General features: G+C 32.2%; 25 protein-coding genes and 2 tRNA genes. 13 read left to right on the top strand and 14 right to left on the bottom strand.

What is annotated here, in order from left to right:
* Positions 1-35 precede the first annotated feature (35 nt).
* A complete protein-coding gene (locus ACEW8E_RS03440) occupies positions 36-2,714 on the top strand; it encodes a response regulator (RefSeq protein ID WP_373478932.1) in 2,679 nt (892 codons plus the stop codon).
* A 53-nt stretch (positions 2,715-2,767) separates the two neighbouring features.
* On the opposite strand, the gene ACEW8E_RS03435 is transcribed toward ACEW8E_RS03440, so the two are convergent.
* A tRNA-Ser gene (locus ACEW8E_RS03435) sits at positions 2,768-2,854 on the bottom strand.
* 151 nt (positions 2,855-3,005) lie between these two features.
* Here ACEW8E_RS03435 and ACEW8E_RS03430 point away from each other — a divergent pair.
* Positions 3,006-5,150, top strand: a complete 2,145-nt coding sequence (locus ACEW8E_RS03430) for a Tex family protein (protein ID WP_373478931.1) — start codon at positions 3,006-3,008, stop codon at positions 5,148-5,150.
* 66 nt (positions 5,151-5,216) lie between these two features.
* On the opposite strand, the gene ACEW8E_RS03425 is transcribed toward ACEW8E_RS03430, so the two are convergent.
* Positions 5,217-6,488 (bottom strand): methyltransferase domain-containing protein, encoded by a 1,272-nt coding sequence (locus tag ACEW8E_RS03425; protein WP_373478930.1) that lies wholly within the window; start codon positions 6,486-6,488, stop codon positions 5,217-5,219.
* A gap of 44 nt (positions 6,489-6,532) precedes the next feature.
* Positions 6,533-9,115: a DNA gyrase subunit A gene (gene gyrA / locus ACEW8E_RS03420; protein WP_373478929.1), complete on the bottom strand. Its 2,583-nt coding sequence runs from the start codon at positions 9,113-9,115 to the stop codon at positions 6,533-6,535.
* Between the two features lie 330 nt (positions 9,116-9,445).
* On the opposite strand from gyrA, the gene ACEW8E_RS03415 reads away from it, so the two are divergent.
* Positions 9,446-11,065: a cation:proton antiporter gene (locus ACEW8E_RS03415; protein ID WP_373478928.1), complete on the top strand. Its 1,620-nt coding sequence runs from the start codon at positions 9,446-9,448 to the stop codon at positions 11,063-11,065.
* Between the two features lie 174 nt (positions 11,066-11,239).
* Here ACEW8E_RS03415 and ACEW8E_RS03410 read toward each other — a convergent pair.
* The 4 genes from ACEW8E_RS03410 to ACEW8E_RS03395 all read right to left on the bottom strand — a co-directional run bounded on the left by ACEW8E_RS03410 (position 11,240) and on the right by ACEW8E_RS03395 (position 12,644).
* Positions 11,240-11,312, bottom strand: a tRNA-Glu gene (locus ACEW8E_RS03410).
* Between the two features lie 187 nt (positions 11,313-11,499).
* Complete coding sequence (locus ACEW8E_RS03405) at positions 11,500-11,682, bottom strand: hypothetical protein (RefSeq protein WP_373478927.1); 183 nt, start codon at positions 11,680-11,682, stop codon at positions 11,500-11,502.
* A 107-nt stretch (positions 11,683-11,789) separates the two neighbouring features.
* Positions 11,790-12,311, bottom strand: a complete 522-nt coding sequence (locus ACEW8E_RS03400; protein ID WP_373478926.1) for a Ycf51 family protein — start codon at positions 12,309-12,311, stop codon at positions 11,790-11,792.
* A gap of 237 nt (positions 12,312-12,548) precedes the next feature.
* The gene (locus ACEW8E_RS03395) at positions 12,549-12,644 is read right to left on the bottom strand and encodes a cytochrome b6-f complex subunit PetL (RefSeq protein ID WP_373478925.1); all 96 of its coding nucleotides are present in this window, start codon (positions 12,642-12,644) and stop codon (positions 12,549-12,551) included.
* Between the two features lie 498 nt (positions 12,645-13,142).
* On the opposite strand from ACEW8E_RS03395, the gene clpB reads away from it, so the two are divergent.
* The 3 genes from clpB to ACEW8E_RS03380 all read left to right on the top strand — a co-directional run bounded on the left by clpB (position 13,143) and on the right by ACEW8E_RS03380 (position 16,537).
* Positions 13,143-15,740: an ATP-dependent chaperone ClpB gene (clpB, locus tag ACEW8E_RS03390; protein WP_373478924.1), complete on the top strand. Its 2,598-nt coding sequence runs from the start codon at positions 13,143-13,145 to the stop codon at positions 15,738-15,740.
* A 396-nt stretch (positions 15,741-16,136) separates the two neighbouring features.
* Entirely contained in the window at positions 16,137-16,349 is a 213-nt protein-coding gene (locus tag ACEW8E_RS03385) for a type II toxin-antitoxin system HicB family antitoxin (protein WP_373478923.1), read from the top strand.
* Positions 16,346-16,537, top strand: a complete 192-nt coding sequence (locus ACEW8E_RS03380) for a type II toxin-antitoxin system HicA family toxin (RefSeq protein ID WP_373478922.1) — start codon at positions 16,346-16,348, stop codon at positions 16,535-16,537. Before ACEW8E_RS03385 ends, ACEW8E_RS03380 begins: the two co-directional genes overlap by 4 nt.
* Positions 16,538-16,602: 65 nt before the next feature.
* Here ACEW8E_RS03380 and ACEW8E_RS03375 read toward each other — a convergent pair whose 3' ends face one another.
* Positions 16,603-17,055: a hypothetical protein gene (locus tag ACEW8E_RS03375; RefSeq protein WP_373478921.1), complete on the bottom strand. Its 453-nt coding sequence runs from the start codon at positions 17,053-17,055 to the stop codon at positions 16,603-16,605.
* A gap of 169 nt (positions 17,056-17,224) precedes the next feature.
* On the opposite strand from ACEW8E_RS03375, the gene ACEW8E_RS03370 reads away from it, so the two are divergent.
* From ACEW8E_RS03370 to ACEW8E_RS03360, 3 genes are all read left to right on the top strand, one after another.
* On the top strand, positions 17,225-17,746 hold the full coding sequence (locus ACEW8E_RS03370) for a hypothetical protein (protein ID WP_373478920.1): 522 nt from the start codon (positions 17,225-17,227) through the stop codon (positions 17,744-17,746).
* An 81-nt stretch (positions 17,747-17,827) separates the two neighbouring features.
* The gene (locus ACEW8E_RS03365; RefSeq protein ID WP_373478919.1) at positions 17,828-18,034 is read left to right on the top strand and encodes a type II toxin-antitoxin system HicB family antitoxin; all 207 of its coding nucleotides are present in this window, start codon (positions 17,828-17,830) and stop codon (positions 18,032-18,034) included.
* Positions 18,031-18,252, top strand: coding sequence for a type II toxin-antitoxin system HicA family toxin (locus ACEW8E_RS03360; RefSeq protein ID WP_373478918.1), 222 nt, complete (start codon positions 18,031-18,033; stop codon positions 18,250-18,252). Before ACEW8E_RS03365 ends, ACEW8E_RS03360 begins: the two co-directional genes overlap by 4 nt.
* Before the next feature lie 28 nt (positions 18,253-18,280).
* On the opposite strand, the gene ACEW8E_RS03355 is transcribed toward ACEW8E_RS03360, so the two are convergent.
* A complete protein-coding gene (locus ACEW8E_RS03355) occupies positions 18,281-18,877 on the bottom strand; it encodes an RICIN domain-containing protein (RefSeq protein ID WP_373478917.1) in 597 nt (198 codons plus the stop codon).
* A gap of 207 nt (positions 18,878-19,084) precedes the next feature.
* On the opposite strand from ACEW8E_RS03355, the gene ACEW8E_RS03350 reads away from it, so the two are divergent.
* From ACEW8E_RS03350 to ACEW8E_RS03340, 3 genes are all read left to right on the top strand, one after another.
* Positions 19,085-19,549, top strand: coding sequence for a hypothetical protein (locus ACEW8E_RS03350; protein WP_373478916.1), 465 nt, complete (start codon positions 19,085-19,087; stop codon positions 19,547-19,549).
* Between the two features lie 128 nt (positions 19,550-19,677).
* Positions 19,678-20,274 carry a Uma2 family endonuclease gene (locus tag ACEW8E_RS03345; RefSeq protein WP_373478915.1) on the top strand — a complete coding sequence of 199 codons (597 nt, stop codon included), beginning with the start codon at positions 19,678-19,680 and terminating at the stop codon, positions 20,272-20,274.
* A gap of 76 nt (positions 20,275-20,350) precedes the next feature.
* Positions 20,351-20,830, top strand: a complete 480-nt coding sequence (locus ACEW8E_RS03340) for an SRPBCC family protein (protein ID WP_373478914.1) — start codon at positions 20,351-20,353, stop codon at positions 20,828-20,830.
* Positions 20,831-20,957: 127 nt separating this feature from the next.
* Here ACEW8E_RS03340 and ACEW8E_RS03335 read toward each other — a convergent pair whose 3' ends face one another.
* Together ACEW8E_RS03335 and ACEW8E_RS03330 are read right to left on the bottom strand one after the other, a co-directional pair.
* Positions 20,958-21,128 carry a hypothetical protein gene (locus ACEW8E_RS03335; RefSeq protein WP_373478913.1) on the bottom strand — a complete coding sequence of 57 codons (171 nt, stop codon included), beginning with the start codon at positions 21,126-21,128 and terminating at the stop codon, positions 20,958-20,960.
* 50 nt (positions 21,129-21,178) lie between these two features.
* On the bottom strand, positions 21,179-22,120 hold the full coding sequence (locus tag ACEW8E_RS03330) for an isoaspartyl peptidase/L-asparaginase (RefSeq protein ID WP_373478912.1): 942 nt from the start codon (positions 22,118-22,120) through the stop codon (positions 21,179-21,181).
* A gap of 92 nt (positions 22,121-22,212) precedes the next feature.
* Here ACEW8E_RS03330 and ACEW8E_RS03325 point away from each other — a divergent pair, with 92 nt between their 5' ends.
* Positions 22,213-22,521 carry a DUF2499 domain-containing protein gene (locus ACEW8E_RS03325; RefSeq protein WP_373478911.1) on the top strand — a complete coding sequence of 103 codons (309 nt, stop codon included), beginning with the start codon at positions 22,213-22,215 and terminating at the stop codon, positions 22,519-22,521.
* Between the two features lie 63 nt (positions 22,522-22,584).
* On the opposite strand, the gene tsaB is transcribed toward ACEW8E_RS03325, so the two are convergent.
* From tsaB to ACEW8E_RS03310, 3 genes are read right to left on the bottom strand one after another with little or no spacing between them, the layout of a single operon-like run.
* Positions 22,585-23,214 (bottom strand): tRNA (adenosine(37)-N6)-threonylcarbamoyltransferase complex dimerization subunit type 1 TsaB, encoded by a 630-nt coding sequence (gene tsaB, locus ACEW8E_RS03320; RefSeq protein WP_373478910.1) that lies wholly within the window; start codon positions 23,212-23,214, stop codon positions 22,585-22,587.
* On the bottom strand, positions 23,211-24,056 hold the full coding sequence (locus ACEW8E_RS03315; RefSeq protein WP_373478909.1) for a hypothetical protein: 846 nt from the start codon (positions 24,054-24,056) through the stop codon (positions 23,211-23,213). The genes tsaB and ACEW8E_RS03315 overlap by 4 nt, the downstream gene beginning before the upstream one ends.
* A gap of 41 nt (positions 24,057-24,097) precedes the next feature.
* Complete coding sequence (locus tag ACEW8E_RS03310) at positions 24,098-25,255, bottom strand: FtsW/RodA/SpoVE family cell cycle protein (RefSeq protein WP_373478908.1); 1,158 nt, start codon at positions 25,253-25,255, stop codon at positions 24,098-24,100.
* Positions 25,256-25,341 lie beyond the last annotated feature (86 nt).

Raw genomic sequence — 25,341 nt, 5'->3', positions numbered from 1 at the left:
TGGAGAAATCTATTAATTATTAATTATTAACTATTATGTTAGATTCTATTAGTTTAGCCGCCATTGCCCAAGAAGCCCGCAACTGTTTTTTAGAAGAAGATGCACCAGAATATTTAGCTATTTTAAGGAAAGGAATTTTAGAATTAAAAGAGTTACTTAATCCAGATAATGCTCAGAAAAACTTATCAGAATTATATCAAGAATTAGGAAGAGCAGCCCATTCTATTAAAGGTGGTGCTGGTATGGCAGAAATGCCTAAAGTTAGTCAATTATCCCATAAAATTGAGGATATTTTTGAGGCTTTACAAGGAAATAAAATTACTGATTTACAAACTACTTTTGATTTATTAGATTTAGCTATTGAAGAGTTAGATAATTTAATTCTTTCAGAAGTTAATGGCACATTAAATAATGAGATTACTTCAGATTTATTAATAGTTTTAGATAATTTTATAACAAGTTTAAACTTAAATAATCCACCAGAATTAATTGATATTGGTTTACCTGATGATAGTTTTATCAAAACAGCTTTAACAGAAGATTTATCCGCTTGTATTGAAAGAGTCACAGAAATTATTAATAATCCTGATTTAGCTACAACAAAAAATATTACTAATAACTTAAATATTTTAATTCAAGAATGTCAATTATTAGGTCAAGCCTTAAACTGTAAATGGTTAGTGGAAATAGGTGACGCTATTGATATTTTAAAAGAAATAAATAAAGATAATATTCAAGAATTTTCACAATTGGCGATCGCAGAAATTGAGTATCAAAGAAAACAATTTTTAGAAGGAAATTCAGAAACTAAAATAGAATATTCAAAAACTTTTCAAAAACTGTTAAAGATAGAAGAAGTTAAAGAAATAAAACCACCAGAAAAGAAATTATTACCAATACTTAAAAATAATAGAAATTTAAGAATACCTTTAGATAAAATAACAAAACTAAGTGATATTGTCGGAGAATTATTAATTTTTTATGAAAGACTAAACTTATATGAAAATCAAATCAAAAGTGCCACATTAAAGCTAAATAAAAGGACTAAATTACTATCACCATTAAAAGAACAAATAGAATCTATTTATGATCAATTAACTATAACAGAAAACAATAAATTACCTATCAACAATAATAACAATATATCCGAGTTTGACTCTTTAGAATTTGATGAATATACCCAAGTTCATACTTCACTCCAAAGTTTAACAGAATTAATCACTCAAGTGCAAGAAGTAAGGGAAGATTTTGACTTAGTGAATCGAGAATTTCAAGAAACATTAATAGATATGCGAAAATCCCTTTATATTTTAGATACAGAATTAAGACAAGTACGTTTAGTGCCTTTTATAAATTTAGCAGGTAGTTTTATTAATCCCCTAGAAAAACTTAATAAAACTTATAATAAATCCGTAGAATTAGTTATAGAAAATAAAGAAACATTAATAGATCAAAATATTATTGAGAGTCTAAGAACACCCTTTAATCATATTATCAGAAATGCGTTTGATCATGGTATTGAAAGCCAAAAAAATCGCAAAAAATCAGGAAAATCATTAGTAGGGAAAATTAAATTAAGTACGCAACTTGATGGAAATAATATAATTGTTATTATAACCGATGACGGAGGAGGAATAGATATAAAAAAAGTTTATAAAAAAGCAATTTCTCTCGGTTTATTTTCAGCTAATACTAAATTTAATGAATTGACAAAAGAGCAAATTTTAGCAACGATTTTTTCTCCCGGTTTTTCCACAACAACAAAAGTTAATGACTTATCAGGGAGAGGAATGGGTATGGATATTGTCAAAGATGAAATTGAAAAATTAAGAGGCACAATTGAAGTTAATACAGAAATAGGAAAAGGCACAGAATTTAAACTAAAAATTCCCATGAGTTTAAATATAATCTCATTATTATTAGTAAAAATATCAACTCAAATCTTAGCAATTCCTTCAGAAAATATCTTGAGAATTATTCGTTTATCTGACTATAAAATTGAGCAGAATCAACTAACATGGGAAAACAAAAAAATTTCTGTGTATAATTTATCTCAAATATTACCTTATAATCAAAATATTTCTGTAAATATTTCCTCCCCTTCCGTAGGATTAATCATCAAAATTGCCACAGAAAAAATTATGATTGCGGTGGATGCTGTGATAGATGAAAAACCCTTAGTTACTAAAAGTTTTGATGATACTGTTGATATTCCTCCTTATTTGGGAGGTTGCACCGTATTAGGAAATGGGAAAATTATACCTATTTTAGCCCCCAATTATCTTAAACCATTATTAAATAATCAAAATACCACTAAAAATGTTAGTAATGTATTTACCCCCAGAGATACATTATCCATAATGATTATTGACGATTCCGTTACCGTTAGACGTAGTTTAAACCGTTTATTAACTCAAGTAGGATATGAAGTTACCCAATGTCGTGATGGAAAAGAAGCATGGAATACCTTACAAAATAATAACCTCAATTTGGATTTAGCAATCTGTGATTTAGAAATGCCAGAATTCGATGGTTATAAAGTACTTCAATTGATTAGAGTCTCTGAAAAATGGCAAAATTTACCCGTTATTATCCTCACTTCTAGGGATAACGATTTACACCGTCAAAAAGCCTTAGAATTAGGAGCAAATGCTTATATAACAAAACCTTTTAATGCTATTAGTATTATAGAAACCATTAAACAATTAACTTAAATTTAGACAAAAAAAGCCTCCTAGTAAATACCAAGAGACTTTCTTTATTTTGACGGAGAGGGAGGGATTCGAACCCTCGTTGAAGTTACCCCCAAACAGCATTTCCAGTGCTGCGCCTTCAACCGCTCGGCCACCTCTCCAAAGATGACACAATTACTTATTATAGCAGATGTTTTTATTTTTGACAAGGATTTGATTTTAAAAAATTAATCAACAGTAAACTGATAAAAAGAATAAAGCCTTAGTTAGTTAAAATTAACTTAAATACCTCATAATCTTGATTCTCGATTTATGTTAAATATTCCCCAAGTTATTGCTGATGAATTATCCCTTAAACTCCAAAATGTTCACAGTGCTTTAGAATTATTGACCGAAGGTGCTACAATACCCTTTATTGCCCGTTATCGTAAGGAAAAAACAGGATCATTAAACGAGATTGAATTAAGAGATATAAATGATCGCTTTATCTACTTACAAGAATTAGAAACTCGTAAACAAGTTATCTTAGATAGTATCGCTTCTCAAAATCTCCTCAGTGATAGTTTAAAAGCTCAAATTACCGCTTGTTTGCAAAAAAATGATCTTGAAGATCTCTATTTGCGATATAAGCCCAAAAGAAGAACTCGTGCCACTATGGCAAAAGAGAAAGGCTTAACTCCCTTAGCGGAATTTATCAAAAGTCTTAATCATCCTCAACAAAAATCCTTATCGGTAGAGAAAGAAGCCGAAAAATATCTTTGTGAAGCTGTAAATAGTATTGAAGAAGCGTTAAATGGTGCTAAGGACATTTTAGCGGAAGAAATAGCCGAAAAAGCTCAATTAAGGGCATATTTAAGGGAATTTATCTCAGAAAATGGTGCATTTATTTCTCACATAAAAAATGACTATCCTGAAGGTAGTACTAAGTTTGAAATGTACCGTAATTTTCAAGGCAAATTAACTAAAATTGCACCCCATAACATCCTTGCCTTATTTCGAGGAGAAGCAGAAAAAATCCTCACCGTAGATATTGATTTTGATGAGGTGATGGTAATGAATTATTTAGAGTCAAAGGTGATTAACACGAAAATTAATGAGGTAAGAGAATTTTATCGAGAAATGCTCAAAGATAGTTTTAATCGCTTACTTAAACCTGCTTTAATTAGAGATGTACGTTCTGATATTAAAGCATGGGCGGATATTGAATCAATCAAAACCTTTGAAGCCAATTTGCGAGAATTATTATTGTCTCCTCCTGCGGGTATGAAACCAACTTTAGCGATTGATCCCGGATTTCGGACAGGTTGCAAAGTAGCAGTTTTATCAGAAACAGGTCAATTTTTAGAATATCAAGCAATTTTTCCCCATACTGGTCAAGAAAAAAGAGCTATAGCTAAAGATAACATTAAAAAGCTCATTAATAAGTATAATATCGAGCTAATTGCCATTGGTAATGGTACGGCATCACGAGAAACTGACGAATTTATTACAGAAATTTTAGCTAATATCGAGAAAAAGCCCATTAAAGTTATGGTAAATGAGTCTGGCGCTTCCATTTATTCTGCTAGTGATGTGGCTATTTCCGAGTTTCCTGATTTGGATATAACTGTGAGAGGTGCTATTAGTATTGGCAGAAGGTTACAAGATCCTTTAGCAGAATTAGTAAAAATTGATCCAAAGTCCATCGGTGTGGGACAATATCAACATGATGTGGATCAAAAATTACTGAAAAAAAACTTAGAAGAAACAGTGGAAAGTTGCGTTAATTATGTTGGAGTGGACTTAAATACTGCTTCTAAAGAATTATTAATGTTTGTGTCTGGAATCAATCAAACCATAGCCAATAATATTGTTATTTATCGGAATGAAAAAGGGAAATTTAAAAACAGAAAAGAATTATTAAAAGTTAAAAAATTAGGGGCTAAAACCTTTGAATTAGCCGCAGGATTTTTACGGATTCGTGACGGCGAAAACCCTTTAGATAATACAGCAGTGCATCCTGAAAGCTATAGTATTGTTAAAAATATTTCTGCTGATTTAAAAATTCCTTTATCTAATATTACTAACATTACTGAAAATATTAAAAATATTGATTTAAAACAATATATAACCGAAAATATTGGGTTGCCTACTTTACAAGATATAACCAAAGAATTAGAAAAACCGGGTAGAGATCCTCGTGCTAAGTTTCAATATGCAACATTTAAAGAAGATATAAAAGAAATTCGAGATTTAAAAGAAGGAATGGAGTTAGAAGGAATTGTCACTAACGTGGTAAATTTTGGCGCTTTTATTGATATTGGAGTACATCAAGACGGATTAGTACATATTTCCCAATTAGCAGATAAATTTGTTAGTGATACTAATGAAATTGTTAAAGTTGGACAGGTGGTAAAAGTGCGAATTTTAGAGGTAAATGAGAAGTTAAAAAGAATCAGTTTATCTATGAAATCTTAAATATTTAAGTTCACTTTTAGTAAGTTATAGTTATGATTAATAGCTTTAACTACTACTTTTTTGTAATTACTTATAACCAATAGCCCATAAGTCAAAGTTTTTCCCTTTTGTCACCTTTACATTTACAAAACCTATTTGAACCATTTTTTCGCCTAAAGTTTTATCGGTAAAAGCAGTTTTGTGAGCCATATAATAATTTCCAATAGCTAAAGATTTTTCTAAACCATATAATATATCAATAGCACAAATAGGACCAGCAGGAGAAATGTAAAGAGGATTTTCAAGATTTCCATTGACGATATGATTAGCAACTTTTTGTATATCTGGCAGAGTAATCATTACAAAACCATTAGGTTTTAAAACCCGTTTAAATTCAGCTAAAGCAATGGGTACTTCATAGTTATATATATGTTCTAAATTATGAGAAGAATAAACCGCATCTACTCTATTATCTGGTACAGCAGTTAAATTAGTAATTGTACCAATTATATCAGGTTGAACATTAGGATCAATATCTAAGCGAATTTCTACCCATTCTTGACTACGAAATTGCTGGGGTAAAGCATCTGGATTATAACCACCACAACCGACATGAAGTAAGTTTTTTTTGTCTTCCTGATTGGTTTGATTAAGTTTAATTAATCCCCTTTGATTTATGTTTTGTATTTGCTTCTTAAAAATATTATTTCGCCATAATAAAATTACTAATTCCTGTTCTAAAATAGAGTATAATTGGCTTTCTTGATTAACGGTTAAAAGTTGATGAATTTTATCAGAATCATTAAAGGTTTTAAAATCTTCTATAGCTTCTTTAACTTCTTCTATTTCCGTTTGAGAAATAATAATAAAGGCTTCTTCTGCCAAAAAAGGTCGTATTAACATCAAATTTTGTAAGATTTTACGATAGCTTTTTTCTCCATTAATATAAAAAATACCTATTTTATCACTACTTTCTAAAGTCTGTAAATCTTGAGTAAAATTATTAATATTTCCTTCATAAAGATATACTCTATCTGCACAATTATATAAGTCTAAATTTTGGTTTAATTGTTCTAAATTAAGATTATCATCATCAATAATTCCATAGGCCATTATTTCAGGATTATCCATTAAACTAGCAATTAAAGTAACTCCTAAATTATTGGTTGTTTCACAGTAAATTTCTTTTTCTTCCAAACAAGTCACCACAGTATTTAATAATCGTAAAATATTAGGATTAATAACACTATTTAATGGTTGGGGTATCGAAATAAAGTTATCATTTTTTACTGGTTTTAATTCTTGTTCAAAATGATCATAAACTTGAGGTAATAATTCTATAAATTTTTGACTATCCATATTGTTTGTGTTAAAAATGTTAATTATTAATTGCCCATTATTATTTATTCATTATTAACCACGATTTCTTCCTCACCTTCCGCCAATGGAGGTACTAATGCAATACCTGCAATCGCATCATCAGTATCAAGTTTTTGCACCCTAACACCACTAGCATTACGAGATTGAAGAGACACAGCATTAACATCACAACGAACAATAATACCACGAGTTGTAATAATCATAAACTCATCATCACTGTTAACGATATGTAAAGCCACCAATTCTTCTTTAGGTTTACGGAAACGAATAGCTTTGACTCCAATTCCTGCACGTCTTTGTAAGCGGAATTGCGAAACGGGGACTCTTTTTCCATATCCGCTAGTTGTTACAGCTAAAGCCCAAGGAGCATTTTTACTGGTATCATTATCGAGGATTTCTTCATTGTCATCGGTGTAGATATTATCTTCCTCTTCGTTTTCTCCCGCTTCGGCAATATTTGCCACCACTTGAGACGGAATTATATCCATACTAATAATTTGATCACCTGTGCGCAATTTCATGGATTTTACCCCTTTTGCCGTGCGACTAAGAGGGCGTAATTGTTGACTATCAGCATAGAAATGAATAGCCATACCACGACGAGAACCAATAAGAATACTATCCTCTTGAGTTGCTAATCTTACCCACCGTAATTCATCATTATCAGCTAAAGAAATAGCGATTAAACCGTTACTGCGAATATTCCCAAAGGCAGAGAGGGCAGTTTTTTTGATAAACCCTTTCTTGGTAAGCATCACTAAATATTCATGATCCGTAAACTCACTTACAGGTATGATAGAAGTAATTTTCTCATCACTAGCAACAGGTAATAATTGTACAATCGGTACACCCCTTGCTGTACGAGAACTTGAAGGAATTTGATAGGCACTGAGTCCATATACAACTCCTTTATCACTAAAGAATAACACTCGATCATGATCACATCCAGTGAAGAAATGTTCAACCACATCATCATCCTTAATTTTTGCGCCAGATTTACCTCTAGTAGCTCGATTTTGAGCTTCAAAGGTATTCACAAGCATTTTTTTCAAGTAACCTTGATTCGTCAACAAAATTACTACTCTTTCATTCGCAATTAAATCAATATCCCCTAAATCCCCATCATTTTGGACAATTTCGGTACGTCTAGGAGTAGCATGGAGAGTTTTGATTTCCCCTAATTCTTCCTCAATAATGGTAAAAATTCGTTCTTTTCGAGCTAAAATATCGTTAAGGTCAATTATTTGTGTCATTAACTCTTGATGCTCTGCTTCGATTTTTTCAGCTTCCAGGGCGGTTAAACGACGTAATTGCATTTGTAGAATTGCGTCTGATTGAGTTTCCGATAGTTCAAAATCTCTAATTAATTCTTGTTTTGCTGTAGCAGTATCAGAAGCGGCTCTAATTAAGCGAATTACCGCATCCAGATTACCTAAAGCGATTAATAAACCTTGTAATAAGTGATCTCTTTCTTCGGCTTTTTTGAGTAAGTAACGAGTGCGTCTGATAATAGTTTCTACACGAAATTCGAGGAAAACTTCTAAAAACTTGCGAATTGTTAATAACTGTGGCTCATTATTCACTAAAGCCAACATATTTGCTCCAAAATTGCTTTGAATTGCCGTTTGTTTGTATAAATTATTTAAAACAACCCTAGGGTAAGCATCCCTTTTCAATTCAATTACAATACGCATTCCGTTGCGATCGCTTTCATCTCGGATGTCAGAAATACCATCAATTTTTTTGTCATTAACTAATTCAGCAATTTTTTCAATCAGTGCAGCTTTATTAGTTTGATAGGGTAACTCAGTAATAATAATCGCTTCTTTATCTTGTCTGCCTTTATTGGAGACGGTTTCAATATTGGCGACACCTCGCATGGTAATTGAACCTCTACCAGTAGTATAAGCATCTTTGATGCCTTGTCTGCCAAGTATTTGAGCCCCCGTAGGTAAATCAGGACCAGGTATGTATTGCATCAACTCTAAATCCGTAATGTCAGGATTATGAATCATCGCCACTGCACCGTCAATTAATTCCCCTAAATTATGAGGAGGAATATTCGTCGCCATACCTACAGCGATACCAGTAGCACCATTTAATAATAACTGAGGCACTCTAGCTGGTAATACAACAGGTTCTTGCTGTGAGCCATCAAAGTTATCAATAAAGTCAACAGTTTCTGCTTCAATATCTCGTAATAAGCCGTTGGTTGCTAAAGCCTGTAAACGACATTCAGTGTAACGCATGGCTGCTGGAGGATCATTGTCTATACTACCGAAGTTTCCATGGCCATTGATGAGGGGGTTACGCATAGAAAAGTCTTGTGCCATCCTTACTAAGGCATCATAGACAGCAGTATCACCATGAGGATGATATTTACCTAAAACTTCCCCTACAACCCTAGCACATTTACGGAAAGGACGATCAGGCATTAATCCTAATTCATACATAGCGTAAAGAATACGACGATGAACAGGTTTTAAGCCATCTCTTGCATCGGGTAACGCCCTACCCACAATAACGCTCATGGCGTATTCTAGGTAAGAGCGGGACATTTCGTTAGTTAAGTTTGTAGGTACTATGCGTTCTTGGATAGATGTCATAAGTATTTTTAAGCAATGATTAGTTATATACTGCGATAATTAGTTTGAGGATTGCAGCAGTTAAATTTAATGATTTTTGGTTAATTTACCGCTTTTTTTGTTAAATTGGCGAGTTTAAACTATTAAATCATGATTATTCTATTAATCATTACATTTTAGCATATTCTGACCATCATTTTAGGGTAAGAAATACCTGAATGAATCATATAATTTTTGGTGAAGATGACACTGGGAGATTAGAAGACTAGAAGAGAATTCACTTAAAATTGTAATTTTCTTTAAATTAGTTTTAAATTAACTGTTATCGATACTTAAATAAAAAAAAGGAAAATGCTAGAGAGTATTCTATGGATTATTTTATTAGGTTTTTTTGTTAGTCAAGTTTTTAGTCGTGCTAAAATTCCTGCCCTTGTAGGTTTAATTGTAGTAGGAATAATTTTAGGTCCACAAGTGAGTAATGTTTTAGCTTCTGATGTGTTTAACTCTGCTCCTAGCTTAAGAATCATCGCTGTAATGGTTATTCTGATGAAAGCAGGGTTAGGTTTAGACACAGAGAAACTTGCCCAGCAGGGTACTGTTGCTCTACGGTTAGGTTTTTTACCGGCTACATTTGAAGCGATCATCATTGCTTTTGCCGCCATGTTGATTTTAAAGTTTGATTTTCCGACAGGTTTATTATTAGGTTGCATAATTGGTGCAGAGTCTCCCGCTGTAATCGTACCTGCAATGTTACGTTTAAAAAGTTTAGGTTGGGGGGTAAATAAAGGTATTCCTGATGCGATTTTAACGGGAAGTGCATTGTCTGATGTGTTATTGTTATTAGTTTTTAGCTTATTAATGGCATTTTTAGGCAATAGCTCTGTTTCTTTCTCTTTTGCTGGTTTTAGCGTTTCTCCTGTATTCTTACTGCCTTTTCAAGTTGTTTGTCAAATTGGTTTAGGAATTTTGATGGGTTGGCTAACCGCTCATTTATTAGTTTCCCTCTTAGTTAAACAAAATTGGACTCAAAATGCTGTACAAGATACAGTTATTACGGCAGGTTTTGCTCTTTTATTAGTAGTATTAGGAGAAAAAATACCTATTTTCTCTGGTTATCTTGCGGTTATGGCATTAGGCTTTTTCTTAATTGAATTAGATGCTCCCTTAGCACGAATTTTACGATCTGGTTTTGATGGGCTTTGGGAAGTTGCTCAAATTTTTCTGTTTGTACTTTTAGGTGCAAGTATTCAGTTAAATATCTTAGGCAGTAGCTTAGTAAAAGGGTTGTTGATTTTAATAATTGGTACTTTAATTGGAAGAACTTTAGGGTGGTATTTGTCAACCTTGGGCAGTAATTGGACTTGGGAAGAACGTCTTTTTTTATTACCGGGTAATTCTGCCAAAGCAACAGTACAAGCCGCTATTGGTGCAATTCCTTTGGCTCAGGGTATTACTGGTGGTGATAGTATTTTGGCGATCGCTGTTCTCTCAATCCTCGTAACTGCACCTTTGGGCGCATGGGCAATACCTATTTTTGCACCTAAATTATTAGAAAAAGGCGAAGTTGATCCGACTAAAGTCACTTTAAATAGTCAGTTAAGGTTATTGGCGGCTATCGATAATTCACCTTTAACGGATACGGTTTTATTAAAAGTTGCAGAATTAGCCCGTCGTAGTAATTCTGAAGTAATAATTTTACACGTTATAGAACAAGATGATCCTAAAATCCTACAATATTTAGAGGCACAAACCCAAACATTCCTAGCTGATATTCGCTATCGTTTTATTACTACAGTGGGAGTTATACCAGAAGAAATTATAAAGGTTGCCGAACATTATCAGGTTGTAGAATTAATAATAGGAAAACGAGGACATAATCATTGGCAAAATGTTTTAATAAGTTCCAAATCGCAAACTATCTTAGAAATGAGTACTATTCCAGTAATTTTAGTAGAAAATAAATTAAGTTAAATCAATTTTTGTTGAAAAACTAAACCAATATAAAATTTATTCCTAAAGATATATCATCGATAATAAATAAGAGTTTCAGCAATTTTTACTAATATTAAATTATCGAATTAATATACACTTTATCATAGAAAAAAAGAGCCTTGTTAGACTCTTGATGTTTTTCTTTTTTTTTCATACCCCCAAGGGAATTCGAATCCCTGTCGCCTCCGTGAAAGGGAGGTGTCCTAGGCCTCTAGACGATGGGGGCTTAGGTGTTGGTGATGTTGTGGAGTAGAATTTCTCTCTTTCAACGCACATTTAATAATATAACTAATATTTTTATGATTGTCAACTTATTTTCTTTTTTTTCTTCGAGACAATATCAAATTACAAAAAAACACAGACAAAAATTGCTGTGCTTGATTATTTATTCAGAATTTATCTGAGGAAAAACTTTAATAGGCTAAGGTTTCTAGGGTTGATCTCAAATACTGTTTTACTTGATCATCTATATTTGTTTCTAGGGTATTTTCTTCTTGCCAACGTTGAAAACCATAGCTTTTGGCGATCGCCTGTTTTAGACTGTTCCAGATTTCTTGATCTTGACCGAGGTTAGTCGAAATAGTTGATATAGCCATAAATATTTGTGTTTTGGTGAGTGTGATTTAATTCCTGATATAAATTAAGATAACTTAATTATGACTGATACTATTGTAACTAAGATAACATAGTGATAAATTTAGGTTCATTTTTGAGTAAAAGAATCAATTTTAGCGAAATTAGCCTCAGAAATAGTGATAATAGAGTTTAAGTCGTCTTTTTGAACTAATGAGCGTCTAATTTGTCCAAGATACAGAGGAAAAGTAACGCCTTCTTGATGTAATTGAGCTCTTGCCCTAATGGTAAGTTTATCATCACCATTGGATGCTGTTCTACCATAGGAGAATAAATTAATGGAGGCTTGTTGTAAAGTAGCTTCTAATTGTGAGGGTGTTATATCTAAGGGTACAGCAATAACCGCCTGATTTGTGCCTGTATCATAAACTAAATTAAATCTAACGGCATTGGGGATGTCGGCACGACTAAATAAACCAAAACTGAGGGCAAATAAACCTACGGTTAATACTCCCATAAATCCCGTCGCACCAATCAAACGAAAACGGAAACCCCATTTAAAAATAAAGCCAAAAATCGCCAGAATAAAAAAAGCAACAGTAGTATATATTGACCACCAAGTATAACTCGCAAAATCTAAAGATAATTCCATTTTCAACAACGTAATATAAGTATTGTAATTTTACCTTAAGAAGGTGATAGAGAAAAAAATGCCCGTAATAAATAATGAAGAAATAAGAAATTATTAATCAATATTTTTATGAAAACAGGAAAAATTAAAACTATATTATTAAATGACTGATTAAACTTTTTTATCGCCAAATAGATAAGTCTAATGATTAATGAAAAAAATCATCAACCATTGACTATTTATTTTTAATAGTGAAATTTAAAGAAATTTAATGGCGCGTAAACCATAAAATAAAGTTAAGGCAATAGCGGAAAATGTAACAATAATTCCTAAATAAGCAATGATACTAGACATACTCAATACTCCTAATAAAAATTTACAATATCGTATTTTACTATATTTAGTGTCTTCTCTTTCTTGTTTAATGAAATTTAAGGACATAGCAATCTTTAAATCATTAGGGAATAATAAATGTAAAACCTGAAAGCTGACTATCTAAAGCTGATAGTTAAAACCTCCTATAGTCCGATTGCTATATTTAAGACTGATAATATTATTAAATAAAAAATACAGGTGATTTAATTACGAATAAATAAGTAGGGTATTCCCCCCTAAATAATAATAACTAAAACTTTATAATAAGTTAGATATACAAAGTATATAATTAATCTAAATCATTTGTTAAAAATAATATATTTAAGAAAGTTATTAACCTAAAAATTGTAAAATAAAGAGAATTAAGTTAATGATAATTAAAATTTAATAATTGATAAAAAATTACTATATACCTAAAATATATATTCATAATTTAGAGTTTTTTCGTTATTATTTATATTAATTATATAGAAGAAAATGCAACCAACAAATCCGCAAGAATTTACAGAAAAAGCATGGGAGGCTATTGTCAAAACTCCTGATATTGCTAAACAAAATCAACATCAACAAATCGAAAGTGAACATCTGTTAAAATCTCTTTTAGAACAAGAAGGATTAGCTGTTAATATCTTTAATAAAGCTAATGTAGCGTTGCCCCGTTTACGAGATAAAGTTGATGAGTTTATTAATAGTCAACCGAAGATAAAAAATATCAGTGAATCTGTGTATTTAGGGAAAAGTTTAGATACTCTTTTAGATAAAGCTGATAACTATAAAAAACAGTTTGAAGATGATTTTATTTCCATTGAACATATTATCTTAGGTTATGCACAAGATGATCGTTTTGGCAAAAAATTATTGCACGAATTTAACTTAGATGAAAATAAATTAAAATCAATTATTAAAGATATTAGAGGAAGTCAAAAAGTGAGTGATCAAAATCCAGAAAATAAATACGAATCTTTAACGAAATATGGACGAGATTTAACAGAATTAGCAAGGTTAGGAAAATTAGATCCTGTTATTGGTAGAGATGATGAAGTTAGACGTACTATTCAAATTCTTTCCCGTCGCACAAAAAATAATCCTGTCTTAATTGGTGAACCGGGGGTGGGTAAAACTGCTATTGTGGAAGGGTTAGCCCAACGTATTATTAATCGTGACGTACCAGAGTCATTACTCGATCGCACTCTTATTGCCTTAGATATGGGATCATTAATTGCTGGTGCAAAATATCGAGGTGAGTTTGAAGAAAGACTCAAAGCTGTATTAAAAGAAGTCACAGAATCTCAAGGGAATATTGTTCTTTTTATCGATGAAATACATACGGTTGTTGGAGCTGGGGCTACTCAAGGGGCAATGGACGCAGGAAACCTCTTAAAACCTATGTTAGCACGGGGAGAATTGCGTTGTATTGGAGCAACTACCCTTGATGAATACCGCAAGTATATTGAAAAAGATGCCGCCTTAGAAAGACGTTTTCAGTCCGTTTTCGTGGGTGAACCTAATGTTATCGATACTATCTCAATTTTGCGCGGTTTAAAAGAGCGTTATGAAGTCCATCACGGGGTGAAAATTGCTGATACTGCTTTGGTTGCCGCCGCTATGCTTTCTAATCGTTATATTACTGATCGATTTTTACCTGATAAAGCCATTGATTTAGTGGATGAATCTGCAGCTAAATTAAAGATGGAAATAACTTCAAAACCAGAGGAATTAGATGAGGTTGATCGTAAAATTTTACAGTTAGAAATGGAGCGTTTATCTCTAAAAAAAGAGGAAGATCAAGCATCTGTTGAAAGACGAGAAAAATTAGAGCAAGAATTAGCTAATTTAAAAGAGCAACAATCTTCTTTTAATGCTCAATGGCAAGGAGAAAAAGAAGCTATAGATCAAATTCGTAGTTTACGGGAATCTTTAGAAAAAATTAACGTTGAAGTGCAACAAGCCGAGCGAGATTATGACTATAATAAAGCGGCGGAATTAAAATACGGAAAATTAACCGATATTCAACGACAAATTAAAGAAAAAGAGAGATTATTAGCAGAAAAACAAACCAGCGGAAAATCACTTTTAAGAGAAGAAGTTGAAGAGTCGGATATTGCCGAAATCATCTCAAAATGGAGTGGTATTCCTATTAGTAAATTAGTAGAATCTGAGAAAGTCAAACTTTTACACCTTGAAGATCAACTTCATGACCAAGTAATCGGGCAAAATGAGGCAGTTATCGCCGTTTCTGACGCGATTCAGCGTTCTCGTGCTGGTTTAGCCGATCCTAATCGCCCTACCGCTAGTTTTATCTTTCTAGGGCCGACAGGGGTAGGTAAAACCGAACTGGCTAAAGCCTTAGCTGGTATTCTCTTTGACACTGAGGAGGCGATCGTCCGCATAGATATGTCAGAATACATGGAAAAACATACCGTCTCCCGTTTAATGGGTGCGCCTCCGGGATACGTTGGCTATGAAGAAGGAGGGCAACTCACCGAAGCCATACGCAGAAGACCTTATTCTGTGGTATTATTTGACGAGATCGAAAAAGCACACCCTGACGTGTTTAACGTGATGTTGCAAATCTTGGATGATGGACGCTTGACGGATTCCCAAGGGCGTACCGTTGATTTTACCAATACTATCATCATCATGACCAGTAATATCGGTTCGCAGTATATCCTTGATTTAGCAGGGGATAACTCGAAATATGAGGAGATGCGTAGTCGAGTTATGGAAGCCATGCGCGGTAGTTTTCGCCCTGAATTTTTAAACCGTATTGATGAAATAATCATCTTCCATAGCCTTGAAAAATCAGAATTGAGAAATATTGTCAAAATTCAAGTTAAACGCTTAGAATCAAGGTTAAATGAGCAGAAAATGACCTTAAAAATGTCCGATCCAGCCCTCGATTTTCTCGCAGAAATTGGCTATGATCCAGTATATGGTGCAAGACCTTTGAAACGTGCTATACAACGCTACTTAGAAACGGCGATCGCCAAAGCAATTTTAAAAGGCGAATTTAAGGAAGGAGACACAATTTTTGTGGATATCGAAGACGAAAGATTAAGCCTAAAAAAAGTCTAACTGTAGGGTGGGTAATGCCCACCTTTTTAATTTTAATTATTCAAAAAAATTAACTTGATAATATTATCTGCTAAAGGCTCATCAAAATCACTCGGAGTAATAAATTCTCCTTGACACAATCTATAGGGACGCAATTCTTAAATATCATTATTTTTACGATTTTTAATAAACATAAAAAAGTCTAATAATTCTTCGATTAGAAACTCATCTGACGATTCTTCAATTTCTTGAATTAAGATTTTTTTATAATTCATATTATTAATTTTTATTCATTAAAATCATACTTTAAATTTTAGTTCATTTTCGATCGTAAAGTAGCTTGATCGAACTCTTATAAATCATAATAAATAAATTATAATTATAATCAGAAATAACTAAACCATAAAAAGATTGATTATGAGTGCTGAATATACTGCTATTATCACAAAAGATGGAGATTGGTGGATTGGTTGGGTGGAGGAGATACCGGGTGCAAATGCCCAAGAAGAAACCAAAGAAGAATTACTGATCAGTTTAAAAGAAGCAGTAACAGATATTATTAAAATTCGCCGTCACCAAGCTAGAAGTGAAATGACAAATGATTATGAAGAAGTTTTATTGGCAATATGAAAAGAAGTGAGTTAATCCGTCATCTTTCTAAAAATGGTTGTGAATTATTAAGAGAAGGTTCTCGTCACTCTATCTGGCGAAATAAAAAACTTGGTAATCTGACTGCTATTCCGAGACACAATGAAATAAAGGAATTGATGGCAAGAAAAATTTGTAAAGATCTTGATATTGAATATTATTCAAAATGAAAAATTTTGCGATGGTGGGTAATGCCCACCCTACATTACATTTATTTTTTTCGCAACACCTATATCTAGGGTTGACATACCCAAAACCCATTGGAATCAAATCGTCTTCCTCTAAGCGTACCTTCCCAACAGGTATCCCATTTTACATCACCAACAGGTTTAGCTTTGCCATTTGATACTTCCCAATGATAACCTCTGTCTTTAACCACATTACCAAAATAAAAAGTTCCTTTATTAGCAATATCAGGACTAGCACATAACCAAAATCCATTGGATTGAAAATCTCTTCCTACTAATATCGTATTTTGTGGACAAGTATCCCATTTCGCTTGACCGGCACTAATTGCTTCTCCTCCTGAAAATCTATACAAAAAACCTGCATCATTACGAACTATACCTACAAATATTGTATTTTTTGGGGAATTTGTTTGAGCCTTTGTATCGGAAGTAATGCTTGTTAAGGTTGTTAAAGTCAAAGTTGTACAAGTCAATAAAGTTGCTAAATATTTTTTGTTCATAATTCAATTTTTTCTCGTTTTAATCTAAATTTAAGAATACTGCTTCAAAAACGTTATAAAACAAGCTCAAAGACTGATAAAGAAGGAAGTTTTATAAAAAATTATTACAAAAGACTTCTTTTAGCTTAAAATAACTGATAAAGACTGAAATCAACCTTGAATAATAGTTATGGATACTCAAGAACTGGTGAACTATTTAGATGAATTGCTATATGACTCTACAGGTAAGCACATCGATAGTTTACAGGTTGCTATTTTAAAGGGTGTCTTAAATGGAGAAAAATATAAAGATATTGCTGACGAATATAAGTGCAGTGCCAGTCACGCTAAAGATGAAGCCTATAAACTCTGGCGATCGCTTTCACAAACTTTCAATGAAGATATAAATAAGTCGAATTTAAAAGCTACCGTTGATAGAATAATAACGAAAAATACTGCTAAAAATAATTATGGTGTTGGTGTTATGGTAAATAATAATAAAATTGATCGAGTTAATATTTGTCGTAATTCTCATCCTAAAATAGAAGAAAATGAGGATGTAATTAGTGATGATAAAATTTTAATTGACTCAGCACAAAAGAAGATTAAAAGAGATACAATTCCTCGTTTAATGAAGTTAGGATTAAATGTTGAACAAATAGCCGAAGCGTTAGATTTACCGATTCAAGAAGTGAGAAAAATTATGTCTTAAAGTAGATGAGGTGAGAAGTTCCATGGAACTTTAATTATTTGATAGAATTAGAACTAGATCAATTAGTATTAGAAATACGGTATGAGACAAGTTTTTTTATATCGAGATGAAGATGGTTATTGGATTGCAGAATGTCCTAGTTTAAAAGGTTGCGTTTCTCAAGGGGAAACTAAAGAAATAGCTTTAAACAACATAAAAGAAGCTATTAACGGCTATATCAAAGCCTTAGAAGAAGATAACATCCTGATTCCCCTCGAAAACTTTGAAGCATTATTAGTGGCGGTATGACAAAAATTCCCAATATTTCAGGCAAAATGTGCGTTAAGGCATTAGCAAAAATTGGTTATTATCAAAAACGTCAAGAAGGAAGCCATATTATTTTAAGAAAAGATCATCCTTTTTCGCAAATTGTTGTACCTAATCATAAAAATATAGCTAAAGGCACGTTAAGAACAATTATTAAAAGTACTGATTTAACTATAGATGAATTTATTAATTTGTTATAAATAATCCGATAATAAAATTAGTAATCTACTATCTAACTGATTCGAGAATCCATTGTTGGCTATGTCCTCGGTGTTCATCAACTAGCAGTAAAGGCTCTTTATTATTCTCAGCATTTCTAAAATCGAGTACCCGACCATTAACCTTGGATTTTATTAAATATCGACCATTAGATAATTTTTCTAACGACCACAATTGACTATCTCCCCCACGATAATCTACTAAGATAAGAGGTTCTCTATTGTTCTGAGCATTACGAAAATCTAAAACTCTTTCATTAACCATTGATTGAATTATATAGTAATCACTTTGTCTCCGTTTTAATAATTGCCATTGCTGACTTTCACTAGAATGTTTATTGACTAGAATCAGGGGTTCTCTGTTATTAGAACTACTTCTAAAATCTAAAACTCGTCCATTTACAGGAGTTTGAATAATTACTGTAGCAACTACTTCATTTTGAACTTGAGGTGAAGGTGGATATCCTCCCGGAGGACAAGTCCAATCTTTTGGGTTACAGGTAATATCTCCAAATCCGCAACCAGCTATTACAGGGGCAATACTTACTGGAGAAAGTGAAATCATCCCTAGAATTGAAATGCCAAACAAAATCGAAACTTTTTTCATTGTAGCTTATTTGTATATTAATTTATTAATTACTGATTTTAGTTAAAGTTTTTAGACTAGATTTCTTTACATAATATTTATTAATTGACAACATGAAAAGTCTAATCAAGACTGATAAAGAAGGAACTTTTATAAAAAATTATTACAAAAGACTTCTTTTAGGTTAAGATAACTGATAAAAACTGAAATCAACCTTGAATAATATTTATGGATACTCAAGAACTGGTGAACTATTTAGATGAATTGCTATATGACTCTACAGGTAAGCACATCGATAGTTTACAGGTTGCTATTTTAAAAGGTATCTTAAATGGTGAAAAATATCAGGATATAGCAAAAGAGTATAAATGCAGTGCTAGTCACGCTAAAGATGAAGCCTATAAACTCTGGCGATCGCTTTCACAAACTTTCAATGAAGATATAAATAAGTCGAATTTAAAAGCTACCGTTGACAGAATAATATCAAAAAACAATAAAGGTGTTGTCGTTAATCAAAGTAAAATTAATAGGTTTAATTTTTGTCCTAATTTTCACTCTAAAATAGAAGAAAATGAGGATGTAATTAGTGATGATAAAATTTTAATTGACTCGGCACAAAAGAAGATTAAAAGAGATACAATTCCTCGTTTAATGAGGTTAGGATTAAATGTTGAACAAATACCGAAGCGTTAGATTTACCGATTCAAGAAGTGATAAAAATTATGTCTTAAATTAATGATTGAAGATTAGGACTACAGATACGGAAAAATAAATAAAATATATTAATATAATTAGATAACATAGACAGAAAATATTGTATTATGATAAGCACGATCGAGCCTAAAACCGAGCAAAAATATTACAGCGTTGACGAATATCTTGCCTTAGAGGAAACCGCTGAAGAAAAACACGAATATCATGACGGAGAAATTATCACCATGACTGGAGGTACAACTAATCACAATACCTTAGCTTTAACCATTGCTTCATTTTTCTTTACCCAACTTAGTGCCGAAGATTATCAGGTTTATATCAATGATGTGCGGTTATTCATCGAACAATATAACCGTTATACTTACCCTGATGTGATGATAGTGAAAGGAAAACCTATGTATCAGGGCAAAGGCACAACTTCAGTCAAAAATCCTTTGTTAATTGTGGAAGTGTTATCTAAGTCCACACAAAATTATGATCAAACAGATAAATTTGACGCTTATAGATCAATTCCAGATTTACAAGAATATATCGTAATTGATCAGTATCGATATTATGTCAAACAATTTGCCAAAAATCAAGAGGGAAAGTGGGTTTTAACAGATTATATAGGTAAAGAAGCCATTTTAAAATTAGAATATTTACCCTTAGAAGTTACCTTAGAAAATTTATATCAAAGAGTTAATTTTAATGTCTCTGAATAATAATAGAAGGAGATTTATTCCCAGTGCAAATAAGATTGTTATATTAGTTATTGTGCAACAGTAATGAGCAAACATTATGATTTTGAATTTTTCTTTTAAATTATTGGCGCAAGGAGGTAAACTTTTATGTCAATTTTCCCTTTATAAAACCTATCGAGTTGTGACGAATGTACCCGTTGATGTTGTTTGGCGAAAATTAATTAATTTGGCGGATATGTCATGGCATCCTCTTTTTTCTCAAACTGATTTACCTAAAGGTTTAATACCTAAACCGGGGTTAATTTTTCAAGTGGTAACTCGATTAACTCCCATTCCTATTCGAGTATTTGTGGAAAGTGTTAAACCTAGAGAATTATTAAGTATTCGTTTATTAGCTATTCCGGGCATTGAACAACGCATCACTTATCAAATAGAATCAACTTTATGCGGTAGTTATATCTCTTATTCCATCACTCTACGAGGGTGGCTATCTCCTTTAATTTGGTGGCTAATTAAACCCTATTCCATTCGAGTCGCTGATGAATTAGTAAGCGCTGCAGCTAAATTTATTTGTTAGTTAGGATTCGCCCATAGAAATTACAAGACATTAAAATCTTGATTTTTCAGTATATCTCCCTATCTCCCTGTCTCCCTATCTCCCTATCTCCCTATCTCCCTGTCTCCCTATCTCCTTTCTCCTTTCCCTAGTTAGGATTTACATTAATATTTTTTTTTACTTTCCGACTACCTTTACTCAAATAAGCGAGAAAAAAACAAGTTATTCCTGTCATACCTAACTGCCAAAAATTCGGCAAAATCGTCGCTGTTAAAATTAATAATGTCATTAAAACTATATATTGGTTTTTGATTTTCATTTTTTCCTCCACAAGATACTTAACGGGTGAAACCAATTCACCCCTATAATTTACCCATTTCCAATTAATTTATCGTCATCCCATTCTAGGCAATCCCCGATATTTTTACCGTTATGATACGCCGCTAATAATACTTCGCTAGTTTTGCCCCATGCTATACTACCATTGTAATCAAGAGCGATCGCTCCCAAATCTCGTTGATTAGTTAAAGCCTCTTGAATAGATTTTTCCATCGCTTCAGCTAAAGATAAACCATCGGTTACACGAATTACCACTTTTGCAGCTAAACATTCGTCTATAATATCTTCACCGATACCCGTACAACTTACCCCAGCTTGAGAGTTAGCATAATTACCCGCTGGCATAGCCGAATCACTTACCCTACCAATTCTTTCTAAACCTTTACCTCCTGTAGAAGTACCAACACTAATTCTACCCTGTTTGTCAAGGGCAACAACCCCGATTGTGCCTCTTTTTGCGTTATCATTATTTTCCGCTACCACTCCTGCCATTTTGCGAGTGAAATTTTCTTTTCTTTCTTCAATCCACTCATGTAATCTTAAATCTGTCAAAGGATCATATATTGGTAAATTTAATTCTCGTAATAGTTCCGCACTACCATAATCAGACAAAATACGATCTTCTTGATTTTGAAGGTTTTGAGCTAAATTAATAGGGTTTTTGACACGAGAAACGTTAATTACACCGCTAAATCTCTGTTTTTCGCCATCCATTAAAGATGCACTCATTCTTATTTGTCCATCAGATTGTAATACAGAACCTGTACCAGCATTGAAACGTGGATTATCTTCTAATAGCTGACATCCCCTAATCACGGCTTCTGTGGCACTTTTACCCTCTATAAGTAATTGATATACTTCTGTTACAATTTCATGTAAAGATTGACGTACACTTTCTAATCCACCTTTACCTTTAAGAGAACTACCAGCACCACCATGTATAATTAATTTTGGTTCAATTTGATTGGACATTTTTATGACTTAATAAGTTATCAATCTCTTATTCTACAAAGATTTGGTAGAGTAATTTACATAATAATTAATTATTTACGGAATCACTATCAATGCACACTTTATCAATTCCCACTTGGATTGTTCATGTTTCTAGTGTAATCGAATGGATAGCGGCAATTTGGTTTATATGGCGTTATGGAGAAGTTACAGGCGATCGCAGTTGGTATTGGTTAGCCTATGGAATGCTACCTGCCTTAATTAGTGCCATGTGCGCTTGTACTTGGCATTTATTCGATAACGCTGAATCATGGGAGTGGTTAGTAACAATTCAAGCCCTAACAACAGTAATAGGCAATATTACTCTATGTATCGGAGCATGGAAAATTTGGCAATCAACACAAAAGAAAATTGAAAATTAATAAATCTGTTAACTATTTGTTAGTCAATAATTTATGATATTTAAAGCATAAAATCTAAACTTATTAATTATAAAAAGGCATTAAATTTTGCCAATTATTATTAATATTTTCTTGATTATTTTGAAATTTTAATAAAGTAATTTCTAGTAAAGTTTCAGTGGTAAAAGCTAGTTTATCAGGAGCATTAATTAGCTTAAAATTATCATTAAATTTATTTTGATATTGGGTAACTAAATTTTGCCAATTTTCTTGTTTAAATAGTTGATCAGGTATGATATTTAATAACTGTTTTTCTGTAGATTGAAATTGATAAATAGCACCAAAAACTTCTTCAATATTTGGTTTCATTTCTAGGGCTAAAAATTGATTATTTAACCCTTTTTTACCGTAAAACCATGCTAAAGATTCTAAGGTAGAAATACCATAAACAGGAATATTTAACTGTTGTGCTAAAGTTTTTGCTGTCACTATGCCTATTCTTGTACTGGTAAAACTTCCCGGGCCTTTTGCTATACTAATAAAGTCTAAATCTTGCCAAGATAAAGGAGGTAAAAAATCCCTTAATTTTTCATGTAAATTGTTAGCTAAATTTCGACCTAAATCCCAAGATTGAAAACGATAATTTAATTGATTATCAACTATGGCTATTCCTAATTCTCCGCTAGTGGTATGTAAAGCTAATCCTTGTTTCATATTTTATTTTCTGATTTATTTTTATTATCATTATCTTTAGGTTGTGGTGATATTTTACTATCAGGAATGGGAGGATTTTGATTATTAATTTTTTCTGTTAACTGCTGATTTTGTTCCGTTAATTTTTGAATTTCATTTTTTAATATTTGTATTTGTAATTGAGTATCTTCTTCTAATTTTTCTTGAGTATTAACCTTTTCTGAAAGTTGATTATATAAAATTTGTTGATTATTTGTTAACTGTTCAATTTCCTTGACTAATTCATCTTTAACACCTTGTATTTTTTTATCATTTTCAGAGAATAAATTAAGAGAAATATTATTGAGGAAAAGAAAACCTATAGTCGAACCAATCAGAATTAAAATAAAACCAGTAATACCCCAAAATTGATATTTATAATTACGAGTAAAAATATCTAATTTTGCTAATAAATCTAAAGATTCTTGATCATTTGGTTGAATTTCTAAACATTGTTTTACTCTAAAATTAATTTGTTGTTCATCTTGTTTATTATGTTTTTCTTTCCATCTTCCTAAATAACAATTAATCAATAAATGTAACATTGGTAAATTAAAAGGATTAAAAGCTAAAGCCTCCTCTAATTCTGCAATAGCATCATCCCAATGACAAAGATTAGAATACCCTTGAGCTCTAATAAAATGAGCTTGGGATTGTCGTTGTGCATAAATGATTTCTTCATCACTAATACCTAATTCTGAAGCAATTTTTAATAACTCTTCATTACTAGGAATTTTTTGACCTAATTGACTTAATTCTGTGACTCTTTTTATATAATTTTCAATAGCTTGATTCGGAGTTGAGAGGTTTTTATTTTCACTCATATTTAGTTAAAATTTGATTATAAATAATAAACTTAATTTTATTAAGATTCTTGATTAATTAATAAAATTTCTTGTTGATGAGTTTCAATGGCAACTCTAATTAATAAACCTGCTAAAATTAAACTACTCATAACAGAACTACCACCGTAACTAAAGAAAGGAAAAGGCAATCCTGTTGTAGGTAAAGAGCCTGTATTTACTCCTATATTAAGTAAAGATTGCCCCACTAAAATCACCATTACTCCTACGGCAATTAGACGTTTAATAGGATGAGAACATTTTAAAACTACCAAGAAAGAAAGTGTACCATAAGCCATAACCAACAAGATTAATAATACAACCCCGACAAAGCCAAATTCTTCGGCGAAAACCGCAAAAATGAAGTCAGTATATTGAAAGGGTAAATAAAACAATTTTTGTTGAGACATTCCAAAACCAGCCCCAAATTCGCCACCAGAGCCAATAGCTAGTAAACTTTGTACTAACTGATAACCATCTCCTCTTTGATCTGCCCAAGGATCTAAAAATGATATAATTCGTTTTAGTTGATAAGGATTAAGCGCCACACTTGCCGCAGCAGTAATTAATCCCAAAAAAGCTGTGCCCAGTAATTGTATGTAAGGCAAACCTGCACCTAAAGCCATTAACCATAATGTCATACCACATAATGCAGTTGTGCTTAGATTTGGTTGTTTTAAAATACAGGCTAAAGTAAAAGCAAAAATTCCTAACCATGTACCTTTTATTACCCAAGGTTGCCTTTTCCAACTACCAAAAATAACTGCTCCTTGTAATACTAAAAAAGGTTTTAGTAGCTCTGATGGTTGAACTTGAATCGGCCCTAAAGCTATCCATCTTTCTGCACCGTTGATATTTTGCCCCAAACCTGCTACAGTACCAATAATTAAGAGGAGAATAGCTAGATAAAACCAAGGGGCATACTTTAAAATAATTTTAAAAGGTAATTGAGTAATAATTTTAAAGCAAATTAGTCCGATAATAATCCAAAATCCTTGACGCTTAAAATAAAACCAGCCATCCTTAGATTCATCTAAACCTACGGCATAGGATGCAGAAAATAGTGCGATTAAACCAATTAATAACCAAACAAAAGTCAACCACCGTAACAATCTCGCTTCTAATGACCATTGATCTAATTTTGGCTCATAGAATGGGATAAGATAAGAGAAAATATCCATAGAAAAAAAAGAATGTTATTTAAGTCAATTTTTTAGAATAACATATTAAATTCTTTTACTCAGATCTTGCACCTCGTTAAAAATTA

The organism is Geminocystis sp. (genome assembly GCF_041753295.1).
In the GTDB taxonomy this organism is placed as follows: Bacteria; Cyanobacteriota; Cyanobacteriia; order Cyanobacteriales; family Cyanobacteriaceae; genus Geminocystis.
Note: the sequence above shows the minus strand (reverse complement) of the source record. Positions and strands in the feature narration are given on the sequence as shown.